Here is a 19686-nt window from a genome sequence, read left to right on the forward strand (position 1 = left end):
ATCCTCTTACAATCGTAAGAGGATTTTTTTATTTCTTCACTTTTCGTAATACAAAGTGTGCACAACCGAAGTTACAGTACTCGTATAAATACTCCGTTAACGTACTAATTTTCGTATCATATGTCGAACGTTGATTACTATCATCAAAGAAACCGCGCAATCTAAGTTGCTCATAACCCCAGTCCCCAACGATATAATCATATTTATTTAAAATTTCTGCATAACGCTCTTTAAATGCTTCTTCACTAAAACCGTCACGAAAGTTTTTAATTACTTCGTACTGCACATTATTAATGCTCACCGTAGCATGCATCTCTTGCTCTTGCTTTTGCTCCATCATTAACTTCCTCTCTAAGCATTCTTCTTTTTATCGTATCACAAAGCATACCAACCAACAATTTCAAATACAAAAAATTGAAAATTAGTGCATACTATGGAGAAGGAGGTGATACATCGTGAAAAAACAAATTATACTCTCTCTCCTCACTCTTTCCTTATTTGCAGGCTGTCAATCAACGAATAAAGCCGAAATGGAACGTGAAGAAGGAAGTCGTGTTCTTGTTTCCAATAAAAACGACATGTATCATACGGAAAATACAAATACACGGCTTACAAGAGTCGGTTATTCATCTAAACAAAAACATGAAGTATCTAACAAACAAGTAGGAGCCATTAACCGCGAGAAAGTCGCTGAAATGATTACAAGCATGACAGTCAAACTTCCTGACGTTACAAACGCTGCTACGCTCGTTACCGATGATGAAGTATTTGTTGTATACCGTGCAAACACAACGGATCCAAAACTCGTAGCAGATCAAGTATATAAAGCTGCTTTGTCCATCGTCCCTCGCTATTATAAAGCATATGTATCAACAGACCAAAAGTTGATTTCTCAAATTCAAGGGCTTCAATCTGGCGCGTTAAATGATACAGAATATACACAAAGCCTTGATATGCTAAAGCGAGAAATGAGCAAAAATCCTCATTTGAACAATACGGGGGATCAGACTTTGAATGATATGATAAAAAAATAAAGAAGGTGGAGAAAACCTCCACCTTTTTTACTATTTCTTACAATCCGCATAAACCTCCATCGCATCACACATAAACTGTGCTAACCCCTCACCAAACTTATCGATATTTTTCGTAAAGCGCTCATCAGCGACATACATTTGACCGAGTCCTTTAAAAGCATCTAATGAATATTCTCCGAAGTTTTGCAAGTAATCGTACCATACCCCGATTGCTTCTTGTGCCTCTTTAGAATCTGGTGCGCCGTGTCTAAGCGCCGCCAAATTTCTATAAATCGTATTAAACTCTTCTTGATTGTCTTTTGACATACCTTTCGCGTATTCATTCGCTTTATCTACAGCTGCGTCTCCCCATCGTTCACGCGCTTCTTCTTCGTACGGATTATGGCTGAAATCGAAGCCTTCAAATTTCTCTTTATTCGTCATTTCAATCTCTCCTTTTGTATGCTGAATTGTTTTATCAATCGTCGCAATCACTTTATCTAACCTAGCACGCTTTTCAAGAAGCATTTTCTTGTGAAGCTGTAGTGCTTCTTCGTGGTCAAATGATGGACTCATGATAATTTCTTTAATTTTCTTTAAAGGGAAGCCTAGTTCTTTAAAAAATAAAATTTGCTGCAATGTCTCTAAATTTTCATTGGAATACAGACGATATCCAGACTCTGTCGTCTCGTCTGGGGTTAATAACCCAATTTCATCGTAATGATGCAGTGTGCGCACACTAATTCCAACTAAATTAGCTACTTCCTTTACCTTCATTGTCATGTGTATCTCCCCCTTAATACATACGATAAAGTATGACGCAACGTTAGAGTCAATAAGTACATTCATTTTTTGTTAAAAGTTTCATCTCTCCCATATTTCATGCATAATAGATATGTACATATATTAGAAAGCGGTGAAAGTATGGTTTCAAATACTGTAATTGCCAGCATCATATTTCAACTCGTTGTTTCGGTTCTGGTCCCAATTGTTGTACTCGTTTATTTCCGTAAAAAATATAATATTAATTGGAAAGTGGTCGGCGTTGGTGTTCTTATCTTTATTGGATTTACCCAAATTCTCGAAACACCGTTCCACCTATTTATGCGCGGTAATCCAGCAATCGCTCCATTTTTAGAAAATCCGTTTGTCTTTGCAATTTATGGCGGACTAACTGCTGGTATTTTTGAAGAATTAGGACGCTTCGTTGCCTTCTTCTTCCTACTAAAAAAATATCTAGAATATAAAGATGGCTTCGCTTATGGAATTGGTCATGGCGGGATTGAATCCATTTTAGTTGGCGGATTCTCTGCCTTGCAGACACTTATATTCGCTAATGCTATTAACAATGGTAGCTTCGCTCAAATGGCAGAAAAACTACCACAATTAAATGTTGTAAAGGATATGTTAATAGAACAACCTGCTTATTTATACTTCCTTGGCAGCTTGGAAAGAATTATGGCCCTTGTATTACAAATTGCCTTTACAATGCTTGTCTTATTCGCTGTAAAACAGAAGAAATATATCTTCCTTGTTTACGCTATATTATTCCACGCATTTGTAGACTTTTTCGCGGCGCTTTACCAAACAAAAACAATTAACATCTTCGTCGCAGAAGGAATTACCCTTCTCTTCACAATTGGTGCTGTCATTCTTATTCGTAAAATGAAAGCGAAATTAATGAGTGTACCGGCGTAAAAATAACCCACCAGTTGGTGGGTTATTTTTTATATGGATTATCGTAATGATGATAACTTTTGCCCTCTCGCAGCTCCTTCTTTGTTTCTGCATCTATAACAATGTACTTATGAAATTCGTCTACTTCATTTTGAGAAAAGGAAGCGAAAAAATAAACTTGGCGATCAGGGTGAATAAAAATATCTTGAAGCACCACTTCACCCCGGCAACCCACGGCTGTTTTTTGCCTGAAAGAAAATTCTTCATCGGGCACTTCTTTAAATAAAATCTTTTTCCGAACGCTATATGTTGCATTGTTGTATTCTTTATAGATTTTCTTATCTAACTGTTCGTAAAACACACCCTCACTCACAAACGATTTATTTCGATTGCTTGGATAATTTAATTTTTGATTGGATTCTGCATATGTTGTGGACAAGTGTATAAAAAAACAAAGACCGAATATAATACATATCATTTTTTTCATCATTACACCTCAAATATTCATTTATCCACATTACTTTTCCACATATTTAGATCAATATGCCGTTTCCAATAAAAAGGAATTTTTTCCACATTTGTCGAAGTATATAGCGTCAACTTGAAAGATGGGGATGAATTATGAAGAAATTGATTGTAATACGACATTGTTCAGCAACTGGACAAGAACGTGATGCCGAATTAACGATTGCAGGAAAAAATCAAGCAAACACTCTTGCTACATTCCTCTTAGAAAACCAACCACAAATAGATCATATTATTTCAAGCCCATTTGTGCGAGCTATCGATTCTATTCGGCCCTATGCGCTTCAAGCTAACTTGTCTATCCAAGAAGATGAACGATTAGCTGAACGCATATTAAGCGACGTTCCAATGGATGATTGGTTGCAAAAACTAGAATCTACTTTTACAAATATAGATATTGCCTTTTCAGGCGGAGAGTCTACAAAACAAGCGACGGATCGAGCTATATCACTTATCCAAGACGTTTTAAAGTTAAACCATACTACAACACTACTCGTTACACACGGCAACTTACTCACGCTCATTTTAAAGCACTTTGATCATACGATCGGCTTTATTGAATGGAGAGCTTTAACGAATCCTGATATTTACGAAATTACACTCGATAAACAATGTATCCTAAAACGATTATGGGGAGCACCGTCCAAGTAATATCTCTTTCCAACACATTCAGTTGACGCCACGAGAAGAAACTGTACTAACAATAGAAAGGGGTATCACTCCATATGTACGAAGATGTACTTGCTTTACTACATAAAACAAATGCTTCTTACGAAAAGTTTGAACACGAACCAGTACTCGATTATGAAACAGATCGTATCGTACGTGAAAGGCTTGGCTTACACGGCACTCCAAGTAAAAGCTTATTTTTAAAATCAAAGTCTGGAGATTATTACGTATTTTTCACGTTAGAGGGCACAAGGCTCAACCGAGGAGAGATGAAAGAAATAACTGGAGAAAGCTTATCTCTCTGTTCTCCTGATGAGCTAAGAGAAGAAACAGGCTGTACGCCAGGATGTGTAGCTCCTTTCGGTTATTCACAACATGTAACGATTATTGTGGATAGTGCTATTTATGCTTACGATAAAATTTTAATTACACCTGGTGTACCTGAATTTACAATTGAATTATCCACAGAGGAATTAAAGAAAATCTTATTAACATGCCCAAATACTGTTTTAGAATATAAACAAAAAGAGAGCTAATCATTAGCTCTCTTTTGTCATTATTTTGCTTCTGCTACTTTTTCTTTTGCAGAACGAACTTGCTCGTCCGCATGGTAAGAAGAACGTACAAGTGGGCCAGCTTCACAGTGACTAAATCCTTTGCTAAGTGCAATTTCTTTAAGCTCTGCAAATTCTGCTGGTGGGTAATATTTAAGAACTGGTAAATGCTTCTTAGATGGTTGTAGGTATTGTCCAAGAGTTAAAATATCCACATTGTTTGCACGTAAGTCATCCATTGCTTCAATTAAATCTTCTCTCGTTTCACCTAAGCCCACCATAATGCTCGATTTAGTTGGAATATCAGGCTGCATTTCTTTCGCTCGACGTAAAAACTCTAATGAACGGTCATATTTTGCTCTAGCGCGAACTCGGTTAGATAATCGACGTACTGTTTCAATGTTATGGTTTAAAATATCTGGTTTTGCATCCATTAACATTTTTAAGTTTTCTTCTACTCCACCCATATCAGATGGTAATACTTCGATTGACGTAAATGGGTTTTTGCGACGAACAGCGCGTACTGTTTCAGCAAAAACAGCTGCTCCGCCGTCCTTTAAATCATCACGTGCAACCGCTGTTATAACAACGTGCTTTAAGCCCATTTGTACTACAGAATCTGCTACGCGTTCTGGCTCTTGTAAATCAAGCTCAGTTGGTAAGCCTGTTTTAACCGCACAAAAACGACAAGCACGTGTACAAACCGCACCTAAGATCATAAATGTTGCTGTTTTCCTTACAGCCCAGCATTCATGAATATTCGGACATTTCGCTTCTTCACAAACTGTATGAAGATTCTTAGAACGCATCATTTTCTTTAAGCCTGTATAGTTTTCATTCGTGTTTAACTTAATTTTCAACCATTCGGGCTTGCGCTTATATTCTGTTTGTTTTGTCATGGTTATCAACTCCGCACAATATGAAATAGTTTACCGTGTTCGCTTCTTTCAATGTAACATATCTATTCTAACGTATGAAAGCGATTTGCTCAAATGAAGATTCTAAGATTTTTTCCAATCGTTCCCTATAATGAAATACTCCGTATATCCCACACTAAAAAGAGTGATGTTGTGAAAGGAGTCTATTTCATGCTTCGAAAAATTTCTCTTTTGCTTTCGATTTGCTTTCTTCTCCACCAAAACATCGCTTACGGTGAAGATAATCAGCAAAGCATATACGAAAAGCGCATGGCACTATATAAAGAAACCGAGCAATCTTCAGGCATTCCGTGGTATTACTTAGCTGCAATGGATCAATATGAAAGAAATATACGGAGCGTAAGAAAAGATATTCCGAAAAAACCAGATGCCATCATTTCCCTTTATTTCAAACCAGAAATATGGGCTGGACCCGTTAATATTAACGACACTCTTCCCCATACAATTTCTCTATTTGGCGGGATGGGTTTAGATGGTGACAAAGATGGATTTGCAAATGCAAATAACGACCGTGATCTTTTGCATACAGCAGCAACGATTTTAAAGAAACAAGGACCGTCCGAAGACCGTATTCACATTATGCTTTGGGAATATTATAGACGTGCGAAAACAGTTGAATTAATTACCGAATACGCCCGTATTTATAAACATTATGGACGTATTAATTTAGAAGGAAATGCTTTCCCTCTCCCGATTCGTAGTGATCATAGCTACCGTAGTACTTTCGGTGCTGGAAGAAGTTTCGGGGGAAGGAGAGTTCATGAAGGAACCGATATTTTTGCAGGCTACGGCGTACCAGTAAAATCCACTTGCTATGGCATTATTGAAACAAAAGGCTGGAACCGTCTTGGCGGATGGCGCATCGGCATTCGTGACCTTCATAATAACTACCATTATTACGCTCATTTAGGCGGATTCTCAAAGGAAATACAGCTTGGACAAATTGTTGAGCCCGGAAAAGTAATCGGATTTGTCGGTAGCACCGGTTACGGCCCTCCCGGCACAGCTGGAAAATTCCCGCCCCACCTACATTTCGGCATGTATAAAGACAATGGTTATACAGAATGGGCTTTCGATCCATATATGCATTTAAGTCTTTGGGAGCGAAAAGAACGCGCGAATACAAAGCGATAACCGTAGCAATATGCTACGGTTATTTTTTTAATTCGGCTAACTATCCGTTTTCTTTTTATCAGGTACAACAACACTCCCGCTTCCATAATAAGTAGGTACTTCCCCTTGAACAATGCGCGTTGCAATCGGAACGTCTTGCTTCACTGTTATTTCTTTCGTATGAAATGGAATAATCACTTGCAACGTGACTTCCATCTCCATAATAATTTGAATCGCTGTCGTATTGATCCCGTGCGGTTCAATTTTTTGTTTAATATCCGTATTCACATGACCAATCGTCGTGAAATCGATTGGAATATCGGGACCTACATTTCCAAGAAGCGCATTATCCGTTACACGACCAAAAGGAACTGCCATCGTTGCTCCATTTTTTTCAGAAATACCTAGCCCCTTCAAATCACCTTGTTCTACTTGCTGTAAATATTTTTCTATGTATGTAGTCGTTGATGTTACGATTTCATTTACTTGCTTCGTATTTAAATTAATTGTGGATACTTTCCCGTTTTTATCATTTTGTACTTTCATTAATGAATCGACATCGAATCCTTCATTAATTCTATCTTTTACCGCCTTTGTCATAATCGCTGTCGCCATTTTATGCGTCTCTACTTCTCCATATTTAAGTAATGTTGGCTGAATGCTACTATTCACAATCCATAATCCTTGCACGAGTAATATGACAAAAAGAATAAACGACATAAGCAGTATGTACCGAAAGGAAATAGGCCCCCTTCGAAACCGCGAATTTTTCGAACGAAATATACTCATAAAAAAACCTCCTTCTTATATCATTTCTATGCAAGAAGGAGGGACGATATATGCTTATCTCATTTTTAATAATGCTTCTTTTCCGATTGTGCCTGCCGTAATACCTAAAGCTTCGGCTTCAATCGTTACTGATTCTAGCGGTGCTTCAAGAAGCTGTTCAATCGTTCTTACACCAACCGCACGGCCAGCAATAATTCCTCGATCCCCTAACTTCTCATTTAAAAGACCTACATCTAATGCACCGCACATAATATATCCTTTATCGCTCATTACAGCTAGCAAATTTGTCTTTGGAAGTTTGACGCTAACCGCAATAAACGTATAATTATCAATTATAATTGGCTCCACATTAACCATAGTTCACACTCCTCTCTTTCTTATCTGTATGACAAGAGAAAAATGAGTGTTACAAGTAACTAGCCTATAGTTTGACGGAAGATGTATGAGTTATCAACACGTCTGTTAACACATCTCTGAGTAACTCTGGCATATAATATTGTTTGTCAGAAAGTGTGGATAGCTCTGGGTATAAGTATCCGAACGTAAACATATCAATCGTTCCTACCGTATATATACGATCTAATTCCAGCGATTCCCCGTTAATCAATACATCTTCGAGTAAAATTTTATTCCCAGGAATCGTATCTGGAATGACCTCTACACCAGCATAAATCATTTTTCCCATCACTTTTCCGCGAAATCCGAATCCTTTTACCTCAAGGTTCTCCATATTCGGGCGACGCGCTTTCAAAATAACTTCTCGTAACGTTTTTCCTGGCACTTTTAATAAACATGGATTAATTGGATGTGGACAAATTCTGTGAATATCTCCGCGCGTCACAACACCTTCTTCTAATCCTTCAAGAAGTACACCAGCGTTCACCATGCCAATCTCTGCATCGCACCACGTTTTCAGCGCATTTGCTAACATGTGAGAAAATGATGTCTCATGAAACCAATCGATCGGTAATGATTCCTTTAAATGAACGACAGGCTCTGCCATAATATGTTTACTTTCTTCCTGCAGCATTTCAATTGTGGATAACGGTTTGTTATAAGCACCTAAACGTTCTGTTTTAATCGCCCTACCGTCCTTTTTCAATAACTTCTTCGTCTCTTTATCCACAGTAAGCTGAACGTGCCCAACGTAACGTCCCCACTTTTCACAACAACAAAGTAAAGTATTATTCATGAGAACTCCACGCTCAAATAAATGGTGCGTATGTGCACCTAAAATAACATCTATATCATAATGCTCTGCCATATACTCATCCATGCTTTTTCCAAGATGAGAAAGGACAACCGTAATATGAGCCTCATCTCGCACTTCTTCTAAAATAGACTCTAAATGGATAAGTGGATCTTCAATATGCCAATCGAGCATATGATAAAACTCTGGATAAGCTACCGTTAACCCGATAAAGGCAATCGTAATCCCATCTGTCGTTGTATGTAATTTATAAGGCTTTGCCCACTCCGGACGTACACCTTCTTTTTCAAATAAATTCGCAACGAGCACCTCAAATCCTGCATCATCATATAGACGATTCAAATGCTCCTTCGCTAACGTAATTCCTTCATTATTTCCGATTGTTACATAATCATATAACGCCTCATTCAAAAGCTTCGTATTGCCAAGTCCATTCGTCGCTTCCGAAATACTATGAAAACGATCCACATGATCGCCGATATCAGCCGTCAAAACGGTCTCTCCCGCTTCCTGTCTTCGCTTTTTCTCCCCTTGTACAAACCGAGAAATTTGCGGCCAATTTTCAAAATGACTATGTATATCGTTTGTATGATAAAGGTGGATGATTGTTTCTTTATTTATATTCAGAGAAAAAACCTCCTCTCAGTTCCTTACTGCCATTTACGCTACACGTACGCAATAATCCTGTAAATACTTTTCGTCTTTTCTTGCTATTTTACATTGTACTCGCATTGTGAGAAAAAGCAAAAGATTGCCCTTTTTGATATGAAAACTTTTTCTATTGTTTGGAAGGATTCTAGATGGTTGGGTTGGGGTTCGGGGGATTTGTCAAAAAGTTTAACAGAGAGTTCGGTAGGTCGGGGGCGATTGGATTATCCAGTGGGTTTATCAATATCTTTGCCTTACTTCCAGTTGTTCTCTTTTCATATAAAATGTTGCGGGGTATATGAAGAATTTCTTTTGTCTTACTTTGTCGAATCGTCGATATATTCCGAGTTATGATCGATATATTTAAAAAATCGTTGATATATTTAACCGAACATCCACCCAGGTATCCCTACCTGGACTGAACTGAATAGACCCCAGCACAACATAAAAAAGCGCCCTGCATTGCAGGGCGCTTCCACTTTATCTATTAACCAATAGAACCTTCCATCTCAAACTTGATTAGGCGGTTCATTTCAACTGCGTATTCCATTGGAAGTTCACGTGTGAATGGCTCAATGAAGCCCATTACGATCATTTCTGTAGCTTCTTGCTCAGAAATACCGCGGCTCATTAGGTAGAATAATTGTTCTTCTGATACTTTCGATACTTTCGCTTCGTGTTCAAGTGAAACGTAATCGTTTTTGATTTCGTTGTAAGGAATTGTATCAGATGTAGATTGGTTATCCATGATTAACGTGTCACACTCGATGTTAGAGCGAGAGTTTTTCGCTTTTGGTCCGAATTGTACGATACCACGGTAAGTTACTTTACCACCATGCTTCGCAATCGATTTAGAAACGATTGTTGAAGACGTGTTTGGTGCTAAGTGAATCATTTTTGCACCAGCATCTTGGTGTTGGCCTTTACCAGCAATCGCGATAGATAATGTTAAACCACGAGCGCCTTCGCCTTTTAAGATAACTGCTGGGTATTTCATCGTTAATTTAGATCCGATGTTACCGTCAATCCATTCCATCGTTGCGTTTTCTTCACAAACCGCACGTTTTGTAACTAGGTTGTATACGTTGTTCGCCCAGTTTTGGATTGTTGTATAACGGCAATATGCATCTTTCTTAATGATGATTTCTACTACCGCACTGTGAAGTGAGTTAGTCGTGTAAACAGGTGCTGTACAACCTTCTACGTAGTGTACGTGTGCGCCTTCGTCTACGATGATAAGCGTACGCTCGAATTGTCCCATATTTTCAGAGTTAATACGGAAGTACGCTTGAAGTGGTGTATCCACTTTAATACCTTTTGGAACGTAGATGAATGATCCACCAGACCAAACTGCAGAGTTTAATGCAGAGAATTTGTTGTCTGTTGGTGGGATTACTTTTCCGAAATGCTCACGGAAAATATCTTCGTTCTCTTTTAATGCGCTATCTGTATCTTTGAAGACGATTCCTAGAGCTTCTAGGTCTTCTTTCATGTTGTGGTATACAACTTCAGATTCGTACTGTGCAGATACACCAGCTAAATATTTTTGCTCCGCTTCAGGAATACCTAATTTATCAAATGTCGCTTTAATTTCCTCAGGTACTTCATCCCAAGACTTCTCAGATTTCTCAGATGGTTTTACGTAGTACGTAATTTCATCGAAATCTAAGTCGTTTAAGTCGCCGCCCCATTGTGGCATTGGCATTTCATAGAACTTATCCAGTGATTTTAAACGGAAGTCTAACATCCACTGTGGTTCTTCTTTCATACGTGAAATCTCTTCAACGATTTCTTTTGTTAAACCGCGTCCAGCACGGAAAATCGAAACGTCTTTGTCTTTGAAACCATATTTATAATCGCCGATATCTGGCAGTTGCTTCGCCATGTTGGTGTGTCCCTCCTTAGATAACCTCGTTTTTAGGAACCTTTAACATTACTTATCTTCGTTTAAGCCCTTTTCTAACGCTTTCCACGCTAATGTTGCACATTTAATACGTGCAGGGAACTTGCATACGCCTTGTAATGCTTCAATATCTCCTAAATCAATGCTGTCATCGTACTCTTTTCCTAGCATCATGTCAGAGAAAATTTTAGAAAGCTGAAGTGCCTCTTCAATTTTCTTACCTTTTACTGCTTGTGTCATCATCGAAGCTGAAGACATTGAGATAGAACATCCTTCTCCTTCAAACTTCGCCTCTTGCACAATACCTTCTTCTACTTTCATCGTAAGTTGAATACGATCGCCGCAAGTTGGATTGTTCAAGTTAACAGTAACACTATCTTCTAACACGCCATTGTTACGAGGATTCTTATAATGATCCATAATAACTTGACGGTATAACGTATCTAAATTATTAAATGACATTTGTGAAATACTCCTTTGTCTTGATTAGCGATTCAACAAATGTATCAATTTCTTCTTTTGTATTATATAAATAGAAGCTCGCACGTGCTGTAGAAGAAGCTTTCAGCCACTTCATAAGCGGTTGTGCACAGTGGTGTCCTGCGCGAACCGCAATGCCTTCTACATCTAATACAGTTGCTACATCATGAGGATGTACGTCTTCAATATTAAATGTAACAAGACCAGCGCGATGCTTTGGACCATAAATTGTAACGCCATCTACTTCTGATAGTCTTTCTAAAGCATATTGCGCTAATTCATGTTCATGCTTTTCAATATTATGAAGACCGATTTCTTCTAGGAAATCAATTGCCGCACCAAGTCCGATTGCATTACCGATAATCGGTGTACCTGCTTCAAACTTCCACGGAAGCTCTTTCCAAGTAGATTCTTGTAAATCTACGAAATCAATCATTTCACCGCCAAATTCAATTGGCTCCATATTGTTCAGCAATTCTTTTTTACCATATAATACGCCGATACCTGTAGGTCCGCACATCTTATGAGCAGATAATGCGTAGAAATCACAGTTTAAATCTTGTACATCCACTTTCATATGAGGTGCACTTTGTGCTCCATCAACGATCATGATTGCACCGTTTTCGTGTGCGATTGCTCCGATTTCTTTTACAGGGTTAATCGTTCCAAGTACGTTTGATACTTGCATAATAGAAACGATTTTTGTATTCGGTGTAACTGTTTGACGAACATCTTCTAAAGAAATTGTACCGTCTGGTTGAAGCGGAAGGTATTTTAAAGTTGCACCAGTTTTCTTCGCAACTTGTTGCCACGGAATGATGTTACTATGGTGCTCCATGTAAGAAATAACGATTTCATCGCCTTCTTTTACATTTTCAAGACCATAGCTAGCCGCTACTGTATTTAATGCAGTTGTCGTTCCGCGCGTGAAAATAATCTCTTCCATTGATTTCGCGTTAATAAACTTGCGAACTTTCTCGCGTGCACCTTCATACGCGTCGGTAGCTTTCGTACCGAGCGTATGAACACCGCGATGCACGTTAGAATTATATTCTTTATAGTAACGTTCTAACGTTTCAATTACTTGAATTGGTTTTTGAGAAGTTGCTGCACTATCGAAATATACAAGTTGTTTGCCGTTCACTTTTTGATCAAGAATTGGAAACTGTTTGCGTATTTCATGAATATTCATTAGCGAACTTTCCTTTCAATTACCTCAACAAGCTGTGCTTTTACTCCTTCAATTGGAAGCTCATTTACTACAGGTGCTAAAAATCCATGGATGACTAAACGTTCTGCTTCGCGTTTTGGAATACCACGGCTCATCAAGTAGTATAATTGGTACGGATCTACGCGGCCTACTGAAGCTGCGTGACCTGCCATTACATCATCTTCGTCGATTAAAAGAATTGGGTTTGCATCACCGCGAGCTTTTTCATCTAACATAAGAACGCGAGAAGATTGTTGTGCATTTGATTTAGATGCACCGTGTTCAATCTTACCAATTCCGTTAAAGATAGATGTTGCACTATCTTTTTGTACACCGTGTTTTAAAATCCAACCTTCAGAGTGTTTACCGAAGTGAACAACTTTAGTTGTAAAGTTTTGCGTTTGGTTACCACGGCCAATTGTTACTGTTTTCGTATCAGCATATGAACCGTCGCCCATTAAGTTCGTAACGTTCTCTGAAATTGTGTTTCCGTCATTCATAAGGCCTAGAGCCCAATCAATGCGGCCGTCGCGTCCAACTACACCGCGGCGGTTAACGTAAGTTGTTACATCTTTTGCTAATAGATCAACCGCACCGAACTTCACTTGTGCGCCTTGTTCCACGATTACTTCTGCTACGATATTTGCAATACCTTTAGCATTTTCATTTGCAACGTAGTTTTCTACATAAGTTGCAGTACTGTTCGCATCAGCCACGAATAATACGTGGTTATATACGTTAGCTTCTTCGCCGTCTACTAAGAATACAGCTTGAAGTGGAGTTTCAAGAACAACGTTTTTCGGAACATATACAAATGCACCGCCGTTGATTAATGCAGCATGAAGTGCAGTTAAACGATGCTCGTCTACCTTCACGCCGTCTTTCATTAAATACTTTTGTAATAATTCAGCATGCTCTGTTGCAGCTGTTACGATGTCTGTAAAAATAACACCTTTTTCTTTTGCTTCGTCTGCTAAAGAAACGAATGCAGTTGTACCAGTACGTTGTACTAATACGCTGTTATTTTCATCGATTAAGTTTTTCACTGCTTCTGGAAGCTCTGTTAAAGAACTTACAGGCTCTTGCTTAGCAGCGTCGCCTTTTCCGATAAAGTCCCATTTTTCAATTTTCGTTTTATCAGGCGTTGGCATTGGAAGTTCAGTTGCTTGTGCAAGAGCTTGTAAGCGGAACTCAGTCAACCAAGCAGCTTCGTTTACTTCGCTTGCGCGCTGACGGATTGTTTCTTGATCGAAAGGTAATGTACCGATTGTCATGTTTATGCTCCTCTCTTACGCTTCTTGCTCTGCTGTTTCGTCTTCAATACCTAATTCTTTTTTAATCCAGTCGTAACCTTCAGCTTCTAGACGTTGTGCAAGCTCAGGGCCACCAGATTTAACGATACGACCGTTCATCATAACGTGAACGAAGTCTGGAGTGATGTAGTTTAATAAACGTTGGTAATGCGTAATCATTAGGCAACCGAAATCTTCGCCGCGCATTTGGTTAATACCTTTAGATACAACTTTTAATGCATCGATATCAAGACCTGAGTCGATTTCATCTAAGATTGCGATTTTTGGCTCAATCATCATTAATTGAAGAATTTCGTTACGTTTTTTCTCTCCACCAGAGAAACCTTCGTTTAAGTAACGTTGTGCCATTTCTGGATCCATTTCTAGGAATTCCATGTTTTTATCTAATGTACGGATAAATTTCATAAGAGAAATTTCATCGCCCTCTTCACGACGTGCATTAATTGCAGAACGTAAGAAGTCAGCGTTTGTTACTCCGCTAATTTCACTTGGATATTGCATTGCTAGGAATAGACCTGCTTGTGCGCGCTCGTCTACTTCCATTTCTAATACATCTTCACCGTCGATGATGATGCTACCTTCTGTTACTTCATACTTTGGGTGACCCATAATCGCAGAAGATAAAGTTGATTTACCTGTTCCGTTAGGTCCCATAATTGCGTGGATTTCTCCACCTTTTACTTCAAGGTTTACACCTTTTAAAATTTCTTTGCCATCAATTGATACGTGTAAGTCTTTAACCGTTAATGTAGAACCAGCCATCTCAATACCTCCATTAATCCTATATATACATTTTAAAAATTCCTAAAACGTTCATATTCTCATTTTATTCTCATTCTAATCTTATATCAAATAAAATGATATCGCAAACGACGAAAAAAAGTAACAATTTTTTCACAAATGTATATAAGTATTTCCCTTGCATCCTTATATGATACACCTTTCTTCTTATTTATATAAAGAAAAAAGGACTGGGAATTTTCCAGTCCTTTCCTTGTGTTTATTCACTTACCGAAAGTACAGCACCTTTATATTCTTTATTAATAAAGTCTTGGATTTCTTTTGAATGCAGTACTTCTACTAATTCTTTAATTTCTTTTTTCTTCTCGTCACCTTTACGAACTGCAATAATATTTGCGTACGGAGAGTCTGATCCTTCAATCGCAATTGCATCCTTTGTTGGATTTAACTTCGCATCAATTGCATAGTTTGAATTAATGAATAAAGCATCACCTTCATTATTTTCATACAGCTTTGGTGACAATCCAGGCTCTACATCTGTTTTAAACTTTAAGTTTTTCGGATTTTCTACAATATCTTTTACTGTTGCTTTAACAACATCTACACCGTCTTTTAATTTAATAACGCCGCCTTTTTGTAACAATGCGAGCATACGGCCACGCTCCGCTACGTTGTTACTCATAATAACTGTTCCGCCATCTGGAAGTTCTTTTAAACTTTTATATTTCTTAGAATAAATGCCCATTGGCTCTAAATGGATTTTTCCTGCGTTTACAATTTTATATCCCTTTTCTTGAATTTCTTTATCTAAGTAAGGAATGTGCTGGAAGTAGTTTGCATCAATTTCCTTATCCGCTAATGCTTTATTCGGCAGAACATAATCTTGGAATTTTTTAATTTCTAATTTAATACCCTTTTTCTCTAATATCGGCTGTGCCTTTTCTAAAATAACGGCGTGCGGCACGTTAGAAGCTCCTACAACAAGCTTATTCTCATCTTTCCCTCCGCAAGCAGCTAATGTAAATACAGACAGCGCTGTAACAACTGACAGTAGAATCTTTTTCATATGATGTCCCCTTCTCCCTTATAGTTATGTAGTTATAAAAAAGGGCCGGCATACACCAGCCCTTTTCAGCAATTATTCTTTTACAGGAACAACCGCTCCTTTATATTCTTTAGTAATAAAGTCTTCGATTTCTTTAGAATGCAATACTTCTACAAGCTCTTTAATCGCTTTTTTATCTTTATCACCTTTACGAACCACTAATACGTTTGCGTATGGAGAATCATCACCTTCAATTGCCATTGCATCTTTTTCTGGGTTTAATTTCGCATCAATTGCATAGTTCGAGTTAATTAAAACAGCGTCGCCTTCTTTATTGTTATACACTTGTGGTAATAAACCAGGCTCAATATCCGTTTTGAACTTTAAGTTTTTCGGATTATCTGCAATATCTTTTTGAGTTGCACTAACTGGATCTACTCCGTCTTTAATTTTTAAAATGCCTTCTTTTTGTAAAATCGCTAAACCACGTCCATGGTCAGTAATGGAATTACTCATAATAATTGTCGCCCCGTCTGGAAGTTCTTTTAAGCTCTTATATTTTTGAGAATATACACCGATTGGCTCTAAATGAATTTTCCCTGCTATTTCAAAATCATATTTTTTATCTTTCATTTCTTTTTCTAAATACGGAATGTGCTGGAAGTAGTTTGCATCTAAATCCTTATCCGCTAACGATTTATTTGGTAACACGTAATCTTGGAACTTTTTCACTTCTAATTCAATTCCTTTTTTCTCAAGTAACGGTTTCGCCTTTTCTAAAATTTCAGCGTGCGGTACGTTAGAAGCACCAACAACAAGTTTCTTTTCATCTTTATCTTTCCCGCCACAAGCAGCTAACCCAAAAATTGAAGTTGAAATAAGTGCTGTAAGTAATAATTTTTTCATTTGAAATATCCTCCCATTTTTTATTATCGTTTATCTATTCGAGTCGTTAAACTATCACCAATCCACTGAATGAAAAATACAACTAATAATACACAAATTGTCGCAACGATTGTTACATCGTTATTTCCTCGTTGGAATCCTTCTAAATAAGCAAGCGTTCCAAGGCCACCAGCACCAACAACTCCCGCCATTGCTGTATAGCCTACTAAAGCAATTGTCGTAACCGTGATACCAGATACTAATGCTGGTAACGATTCTGGAATTAACACTTTCAAAATAATTGTGCTTGTTTTTGCTCCCATTGCTTTCGAAGCTTCAATTACACCTTTATCAATTTCACGAAGCGCAATTTCAACCATTCTTGCGTAAAATGGTGCCGCTCCAATAATTAAAGCTGGAAGTGCTGCACTCGCTCCAAGAATTGTTCCAAGCAGAATCTTTGTGAATGGGATTAATAAAATGATTAAAATGATGAACGGTATCGAGCGGAAAATGTTTACGAACGCTCCAATCCCCGTGTTAACCGCTTTGTTTTCCCATAAATTATCTTTCGCTGTCATAAAGAGTAACAATCCTAAAATTAGTCCTAATACAAATGTGGCAAGAGCTGCGATTGCCGTCATATATAACGTTTCACCAGTTGCTTCTAACATTTGATTCCAATCAACATTTGCAATTAACTTATCCATGTGCAATCACCTCCAGCTCTACTTGATCTTGATGTATTCCCTCTATTGCTTGCTGAATCGCTGTTTCCTCACCATTTAAATGAACAACTAAACTACCGTAAGAGCCGTTATTCGTTTGTGCGATGTTTCCTTGCAAAATGCTAACTTCTATATCACTGCGTTGCATTAATCTTTGAAGTACTGGTCTTTCTACAGCTTCACCGATAAACTGCAAACGAATTACTTTACCATCTGGATACTTTTCAATTAAACTTTCAATCGTTTCATTTGTATCTTCAGAATCCGTTAACTGCTGTACAAATCGCTTTGTAATGTCTTTCTGCGGATTGCGGAATACATCAAGTACTGGACCCGTTTCTACAATCTTTCCTTTCTCCATTACCGCCACTCGATTACAAATCTTTCGAATCACGTGCATCTCGTGTGTAATGAGTACAATTGTTAAACCGAGACGCTTATTAATATCTAATAATAAATCTAAAATTTGATCTGTCGTTTCTGGATCAAGAGCTGATGTCGCTTCATCACATAAAAGCACTTGTGGGTTGTTAGCTAATGCTCTTGCAATACCAACGCGTTGCTTTTGTCCTCCGCTTAGCTGAGATGGATACGCGTCTCCTCTTCCTTCTAATCCAACAAGATGAATTAACTCATCTACGCGTTTTCTTCTCTTCGCCTTATCGACACCTGCAATTTCAAGTGGGAACTCGATATTTTCGCGTACAGTTCGTGACCAAAGTAAGTTGAAGTGCTGAAAAATCATTCCGATTTCTTGCCTTGCCTTACGAAGTTCACTCCCTGTAATTGCTGAAATCACACGATTTGCAATTGTAATTTGGCCAGAAGTTGGTTTCTCTAACTGATTGAATAATCTAATTAACGAACTTTTCCCAGCGCCACTATATCCGATAACACCAAAGATTTCACCTTTGTCTATTTTTAAATTGGCATTATCTACAGCAGTGACATCACCGCTTTTTGCTTTATATATTTTCTTTACATTTTCTAACAAGATCATGATGTTCACCCCTTTTTTTGTTCTAGCCGCTGAAGCTAGATTTTTGGTCGACTCCGCAATTTTTTATTTTTAATGCGTGTAGTCCACCGTTATCACTACTTTTATTATTTGAATGTCCTCCACATTCAAACAACAAAAAAACCTTTCCGCTTTTAGAGAAGCAGAAAGGTTTATATGCGTATATAACAACATTATCCCTCTCTCTCATCTCTCAAAGCATTTGCTTTGCAGGAATTGGCACCATTTCAACATAAGTTGACGGTTGCCGGGCTTCACAGGGCACAGTCCCTCCACCTCTCTTGATAAGAGAAATCAGATTACATTTTCGTCTGATTTGTAATTTATGAAATTGTCTATATTTTATGAATTGAATTGTATCAATATCCATACGCCATGTCAACAGAAATTTTCGTAAAAAAAGAAACTTCAGACTTTTAAGCACCCACTGACATCGGCTTACATATATGAAACATCGATTCAACTAATAGCATCGTTCGATACGTGCCCGAATATTGTACACGTCCATCGTTCATTAACATTTGCAATCGTACATTTCCGTTCACCAATTGTTTTACATCTTCCTCATCTACACAAACGATTTGCTCCGTTCCTCGTTCCTCATGTAGCAGCTCTATATAATCTCTTGAAATTTGTAACGAACAACTTTCATCTCCAAAGCGGAAATTAACAGTTCTTTCTCCTTGTCTTAAAAGCGGCTCTAAATGATATTGACCATTAGCGTAATTTACAAATGATTGCAGCAAAGAATATAATTTCACCCTAAATCACATCCTTCATATCACTTTCTATTACACATACCATTCCCTCTCACTAAAGAGCAATCCTGTTACTTTCGCTCGACAAATACTGTAGCCACCCTGCATCTCGACATATTTCCCGAGAAATATGTCGAGGCGGCAAAAACTTTGCCGCCTACTTTAATTCCGTATATAAATATTCAACCGAATGAAATGCATATATCTTCTTCATGAGTGTCCCATTTTCAAAAACAAGTAAACACGGTACACTTTCTATCCCATACTCTTTCGCTAAATGCGGGGCATAATTTAAATCTAACATTCCAATTTTCAAATCTTCAATTGTCATCTCAACGACCGTTAACATCTTCTTTGCCAATTGGCATGTTCCACACATTGGTGTATACACATATAACACTGTTTTTTCTTCATTTCCTATTAGGGCTGTAGCTTCGGCACCTGTCCAATCAATCACTTCTATCATTCC

Annotated in this window: 23 protein-coding genes and 1 riboswitch; of the genes, 5 read left to right on the top strand and 18 right to left on the bottom strand. The window is 38.0% G+C overall.

Annotated elements, in window-relative coordinates; all coding sequences use genetic code 11:
• Positions 1 to 28 precede the first annotated feature (28 nt).
• Positions 29 to 340 carry a YutD family protein gene (locus NHG49_RS25220; RefSeq protein ID WP_002008894.1) on the bottom strand — a complete coding sequence of 104 codons (312 nt, stop codon included), beginning with the start codon at positions 338 to 340 and terminating at the stop codon, positions 29 to 31.
• Between the two features lie 115 nt (positions 341 to 455).
• On the opposite strand from NHG49_RS25220, the gene NHG49_RS25225 reads away from it, so the two are divergent.
• A complete protein-coding gene (locus NHG49_RS25225; RefSeq protein WP_002191082.1) occupies positions 456 to 1034 on the top strand; it encodes a YhcN/YlaJ family sporulation lipoprotein in 579 nt (192 codons plus the stop codon).
• Between the two features lie 30 nt (positions 1035 to 1064).
• Here NHG49_RS25225 and NHG49_RS25230 read toward each other — a convergent pair whose 3' ends face one another.
• Complete coding sequence (locus NHG49_RS25230) at positions 1065 to 1796, bottom strand: MerR family transcriptional regulator (RefSeq protein ID WP_064476287.1); 732 nt, start codon at positions 1794 to 1796, stop codon at positions 1065 to 1067.
• A 99-nt stretch (positions 1797 to 1895) separates the two neighbouring features.
• On the opposite strand from NHG49_RS25230, the gene NHG49_RS25235 reads away from it, so the two are divergent.
• The gene (locus tag NHG49_RS25235) at positions 1896 to 2711 is read left to right on the top strand and encodes a YhfC family intramembrane metalloprotease (protein ID WP_142289305.1); all 816 of its coding nucleotides are present in this window, start codon (positions 1896 to 1898) and stop codon (positions 2709 to 2711) included.
• Positions 2712 to 2733: 22 nt separating this feature from the next.
• Here NHG49_RS25235 and NHG49_RS25240 read toward each other — a convergent pair whose 3' ends face one another.
• The gene (locus NHG49_RS25240; RefSeq protein ID WP_064469504.1) at positions 2734 to 3177 is read right to left on the bottom strand and encodes a hypothetical protein; all 444 of its coding nucleotides are present in this window, start codon (positions 3175 to 3177) and stop codon (positions 2734 to 2736) included.
• Between the two features lie 134 nt (positions 3178 to 3311).
• Here NHG49_RS25240 and NHG49_RS25245 point away from each other — a divergent pair, with 134 nt between their 5' ends.
• Entirely contained in the window at positions 3312 to 3866 is a 555-nt protein-coding gene (locus tag NHG49_RS25245; protein WP_064469505.1) for a histidine phosphatase family protein, read from the top strand.
• A gap of 74 nt (positions 3867 to 3940) precedes the next feature.
• A complete protein-coding gene (locus NHG49_RS25250; RefSeq protein ID WP_000272726.1) occupies positions 3941 to 4420 on the top strand; it encodes a YbaK/EbsC family protein in 480 nt (159 codons plus the stop codon).
• A 20-nt stretch (positions 4421 to 4440) separates the two neighbouring features.
• Here the strand turns inward: NHG49_RS25250 and lipA are convergent, their stop codons facing one another.
• Positions 4441 to 5337, bottom strand: a complete 897-nt coding sequence (gene lipA, locus NHG49_RS25255; RefSeq protein WP_000166376.1) for a lipoyl synthase — start codon at positions 5335 to 5337, stop codon at positions 4441 to 4443.
• 189 nt (positions 5338 to 5526) lie between these two features.
• Between lipA and NHG49_RS25260 the strand changes: the two genes are divergently transcribed.
• Positions 5527 to 6510, top strand: coding sequence for a M23 family metallopeptidase (locus tag NHG49_RS25260; protein ID WP_064476286.1), 984 nt, complete (start codon positions 5527 to 5529; stop codon positions 6508 to 6510).
• 36 nt (positions 6511 to 6546) lie between these two features.
• Here NHG49_RS25260 and yunB read toward each other — a convergent pair whose 3' ends face one another.
• From yunB to NHG49_RS25330, 14 genes are all read right to left on the bottom strand, one after another.
• The gene (gene yunB, locus NHG49_RS25265; RefSeq protein WP_258126640.1) at positions 6547 to 7278 is read right to left on the bottom strand and encodes a sporulation protein YunB; all 732 of its coding nucleotides are present in this window, start codon (positions 7276 to 7278) and stop codon (positions 6547 to 6549) included.
• Positions 7279 to 7332: 54 nt separating this feature from the next.
• A complete protein-coding gene (locus NHG49_RS25270; protein ID WP_000248463.1) occupies positions 7333 to 7635 on the bottom strand; it encodes a YunC family protein in 303 nt (100 codons plus the stop codon).
• Between the two features lie 64 nt (positions 7636 to 7699).
• Positions 7700 to 9115: a bifunctional metallophosphatase/5'-nucleotidase gene (locus tag NHG49_RS25275; RefSeq protein ID WP_154131837.1), complete on the bottom strand. Its 1416-nt coding sequence runs from the start codon at positions 9113 to 9115 to the stop codon at positions 7700 to 7702.
• A gap of 508 nt (positions 9116 to 9623) precedes the next feature.
• Positions 9624 to 11021 carry a Fe-S cluster assembly protein SufB gene (sufB, locus tag NHG49_RS25280; RefSeq protein WP_001118829.1) on the bottom strand — a complete coding sequence of 466 codons (1398 nt, stop codon included), beginning with the start codon at positions 11019 to 11021 and terminating at the stop codon, positions 9624 to 9626.
• Between the two features lie 48 nt (positions 11022 to 11069).
• Positions 11070 to 11501, bottom strand: a complete 432-nt coding sequence (gene sufU / locus NHG49_RS25285; protein ID WP_000009525.1) for a Fe-S cluster assembly sulfur transfer protein SufU — start codon at positions 11499 to 11501, stop codon at positions 11070 to 11072.
• Positions 11491 to 12711: a cysteine desulfurase SufS gene (sufS, locus tag NHG49_RS25290; protein WP_001020765.1), complete on the bottom strand. Its 1221-nt coding sequence runs from the start codon at positions 12709 to 12711 to the stop codon at positions 11491 to 11493. The genes sufU and sufS overlap by 11 nt, the downstream gene beginning before the upstream one ends.
• On the bottom strand, positions 12711 to 14003 hold the full coding sequence (sufD, locus tag NHG49_RS25295) for a Fe-S cluster assembly protein SufD (RefSeq protein WP_000152177.1): 1293 nt from the start codon (positions 14001 to 14003) through the stop codon (positions 12711 to 12713). The genes sufS and sufD overlap by 1 nt, the downstream gene beginning before the upstream one ends.
• A gap of 15 nt (positions 14004 to 14018) precedes the next feature.
• Positions 14019 to 14804 (bottom strand): Fe-S cluster assembly ATPase SufC, encoded by a 786-nt coding sequence (gene sufC / locus NHG49_RS25300; RefSeq protein ID WP_000929161.1) that lies wholly within the window; start codon positions 14802 to 14804, stop codon positions 14019 to 14021.
• 238 nt (positions 14805 to 15042) lie between these two features.
• The gene (metQ, locus tag NHG49_RS25305) at positions 15043 to 15849 is read right to left on the bottom strand and encodes a methionine ABC transporter substrate-binding lipoprotein MetQ (protein ID WP_258126641.1); all 807 of its coding nucleotides are present in this window, start codon (positions 15847 to 15849) and stop codon (positions 15043 to 15045) included.
• A gap of 72 nt (positions 15850 to 15921) precedes the next feature.
• The gene (gene metQ, locus NHG49_RS25310; protein ID WP_258126643.1) at positions 15922 to 16734 is read right to left on the bottom strand and encodes a methionine ABC transporter substrate-binding lipoprotein MetQ; all 813 of its coding nucleotides are present in this window, start codon (positions 16732 to 16734) and stop codon (positions 15922 to 15924) included.
• A gap of 23 nt (positions 16735 to 16757) precedes the next feature.
• A complete protein-coding gene (locus tag NHG49_RS25315; protein ID WP_000359328.1) occupies positions 16758 to 17423 on the bottom strand; it encodes a methionine ABC transporter permease in 666 nt (221 codons plus the stop codon).
• Positions 17416 to 18441: a methionine ABC transporter ATP-binding protein gene (locus NHG49_RS25320; RefSeq protein ID WP_000601755.1), complete on the bottom strand. Its 1026-nt coding sequence runs from the start codon at positions 18439 to 18441 to the stop codon at positions 17416 to 17418. Before NHG49_RS25320 ends, NHG49_RS25315 begins: the two co-directional genes overlap by 8 nt.
• A 201-nt stretch (positions 18442 to 18642) precedes the next feature.
• Positions 18643 to 18750: riboswitch (SAM riboswitch) on the bottom strand.
• A gap of 125 nt (positions 18751 to 18875) precedes the next feature.
• The gene (locus tag NHG49_RS25325) at positions 18876 to 19220 is read right to left on the bottom strand and encodes a hypothetical protein (RefSeq protein WP_064476281.1); all 345 of its coding nucleotides are present in this window, start codon (positions 19218 to 19220) and stop codon (positions 18876 to 18878) included.
• 154 nt (positions 19221 to 19374) lie between these two features.
• On the bottom strand, positions 19375 to 19683 hold the full coding sequence (locus tag NHG49_RS25330; RefSeq protein ID WP_081257354.1) for a thioredoxin family protein: 309 nt from the start codon (positions 19681 to 19683) through the stop codon (positions 19375 to 19377).
• Between the last annotated feature and the right edge of the window lie 3 nt (positions 19684 to 19686).

Origin of the sequence: Bacillus sp. IBL03825 (genome assembly GCF_024712505.1) — a bacterium.
Taxonomy (GTDB): domain Bacteria; phylum Bacillota; class Bacilli; order Bacillales; family Bacillaceae_G; genus Bacillus_A; species Bacillus_A wiedmannii.

What these genes read in the sequence shown, in the direction of transcription:
- NHG49_RS25220 (WP_002008894.1), bottom strand. Translation starts at nt 340, where the DNA reads ATGATGGAGCAAAAGCAAGAGCAAGAGATGCATGCTACGGTGAGCATT.
- NHG49_RS25230 (WP_064476287.1), bottom strand. Translation starts at nt 1,796, where the DNA reads ATGACAATGAAGGTAAAGGAAGTAGCTAATTTAGTTGGAATTAGTGTG.
- NHG49_RS25235 (WP_142289305.1), top strand. Translation starts at nt 1,896, where the DNA reads ATGCATAATAGATATGTACATATATTAGAAAGCGGTGAAAGTATGGTT.
- NHG49_RS25240 (WP_064469504.1), bottom strand. Translation starts at nt 3,177, where the DNA reads ATGAAAAAAATGATATGTATTATATTCGGTCTTTGTTTTTTTATACAC.
- NHG49_RS25245 (WP_064469505.1), top strand. Translation starts at nt 3,312, where the DNA reads ATGAAGAAATTGATTGTAATACGACATTGTTCAGCAACTGGACAAGAA.
- NHG49_RS25250 (WP_000272726.1), top strand. Translation starts at nt 3,941, where the DNA reads ATGTACGAAGATGTACTTGCTTTACTACATAAAACAAATGCTTCTTAC.
- lipA (WP_000166376.1), bottom strand. Translation starts at nt 5,337, where the DNA reads ATGACAAAACAAACAGAATATAAGCGCAAGCCCGAATGGTTGAAAATT.
- NHG49_RS25260 (WP_064476286.1), top strand. Translation starts at nt 5,527, where the DNA reads ATGCTTCGAAAAATTTCTCTTTTGCTTTCGATTTGCTTTCTTCTCCAC.
- yunB (WP_258126640.1), bottom strand. Translation starts at nt 7,278, where the DNA reads ATGAGTATATTTCGTTCGAAAAATTCGCGGTTTCGAAGGGGGCCTATT.
- NHG49_RS25270 (WP_000248463.1), bottom strand. Translation starts at nt 7,635, where the DNA reads ATGGTTAATGTGGAGCCAATTATAATTGATAATTATACGTTTATTGCG.
- sufB (WP_001118829.1), bottom strand. Translation starts at nt 11,021, where the DNA reads ATGGCGAAGCAACTGCCAGATATCGGCGATTATAAATATGGTTTCAAA.
- sufU (WP_000009525.1), bottom strand. Translation starts at nt 11,501, where the DNA reads ATGTCATTTAATAATTTAGATACGTTATACCGTCAAGTTATTATGGAT.
- sufS (WP_001020765.1), bottom strand. Translation starts at nt 12,711, where the DNA reads ATGAATATTCATGAAATACGCAAACAGTTTCCAATTCTTGATCAAAAA.
- sufD (WP_000152177.1), bottom strand. Translation starts at nt 14,003, where the DNA reads ATGACAATCGGTACATTACCTTTCGATCAAGAAACAATCCGTCAGCGC.
- sufC (WP_000929161.1), bottom strand. Translation starts at nt 14,804, where the DNA reads ATGGCTGGTTCTACATTAACGGTTAAAGACTTACACGTATCAATTGAT.
- metQ (WP_258126641.1), bottom strand. Translation starts at nt 15,849, where the DNA reads ATGAAAAAGATTCTACTGTCAGTTGTTACAGCGCTGTCTGTATTTACA.
- metQ (WP_258126643.1), bottom strand. Translation starts at nt 16,734, where the DNA reads ATGAAAAAATTATTACTTACAGCACTTATTTCAACTTCAATTTTTGGG.
- NHG49_RS25315 (WP_000359328.1), bottom strand. Translation starts at nt 17,423, where the DNA reads ATGGATAAGTTAATTGCAAATGTTGATTGGAATCAAATGTTAGAAGCA.
- NHG49_RS25320 (WP_000601755.1), bottom strand. Translation starts at nt 18,441, where the DNA reads ATGATCTTGTTAGAAAATGTAAAGAAAATATATAAAGCAAAAAGCGGT.
- NHG49_RS25330 (WP_081257354.1), bottom strand. Translation starts at nt 19,683, where the DNA reads ATGATAGAAGTGATTGATTGGACAGGTGCCGAAGCTACAGCCCTAATA.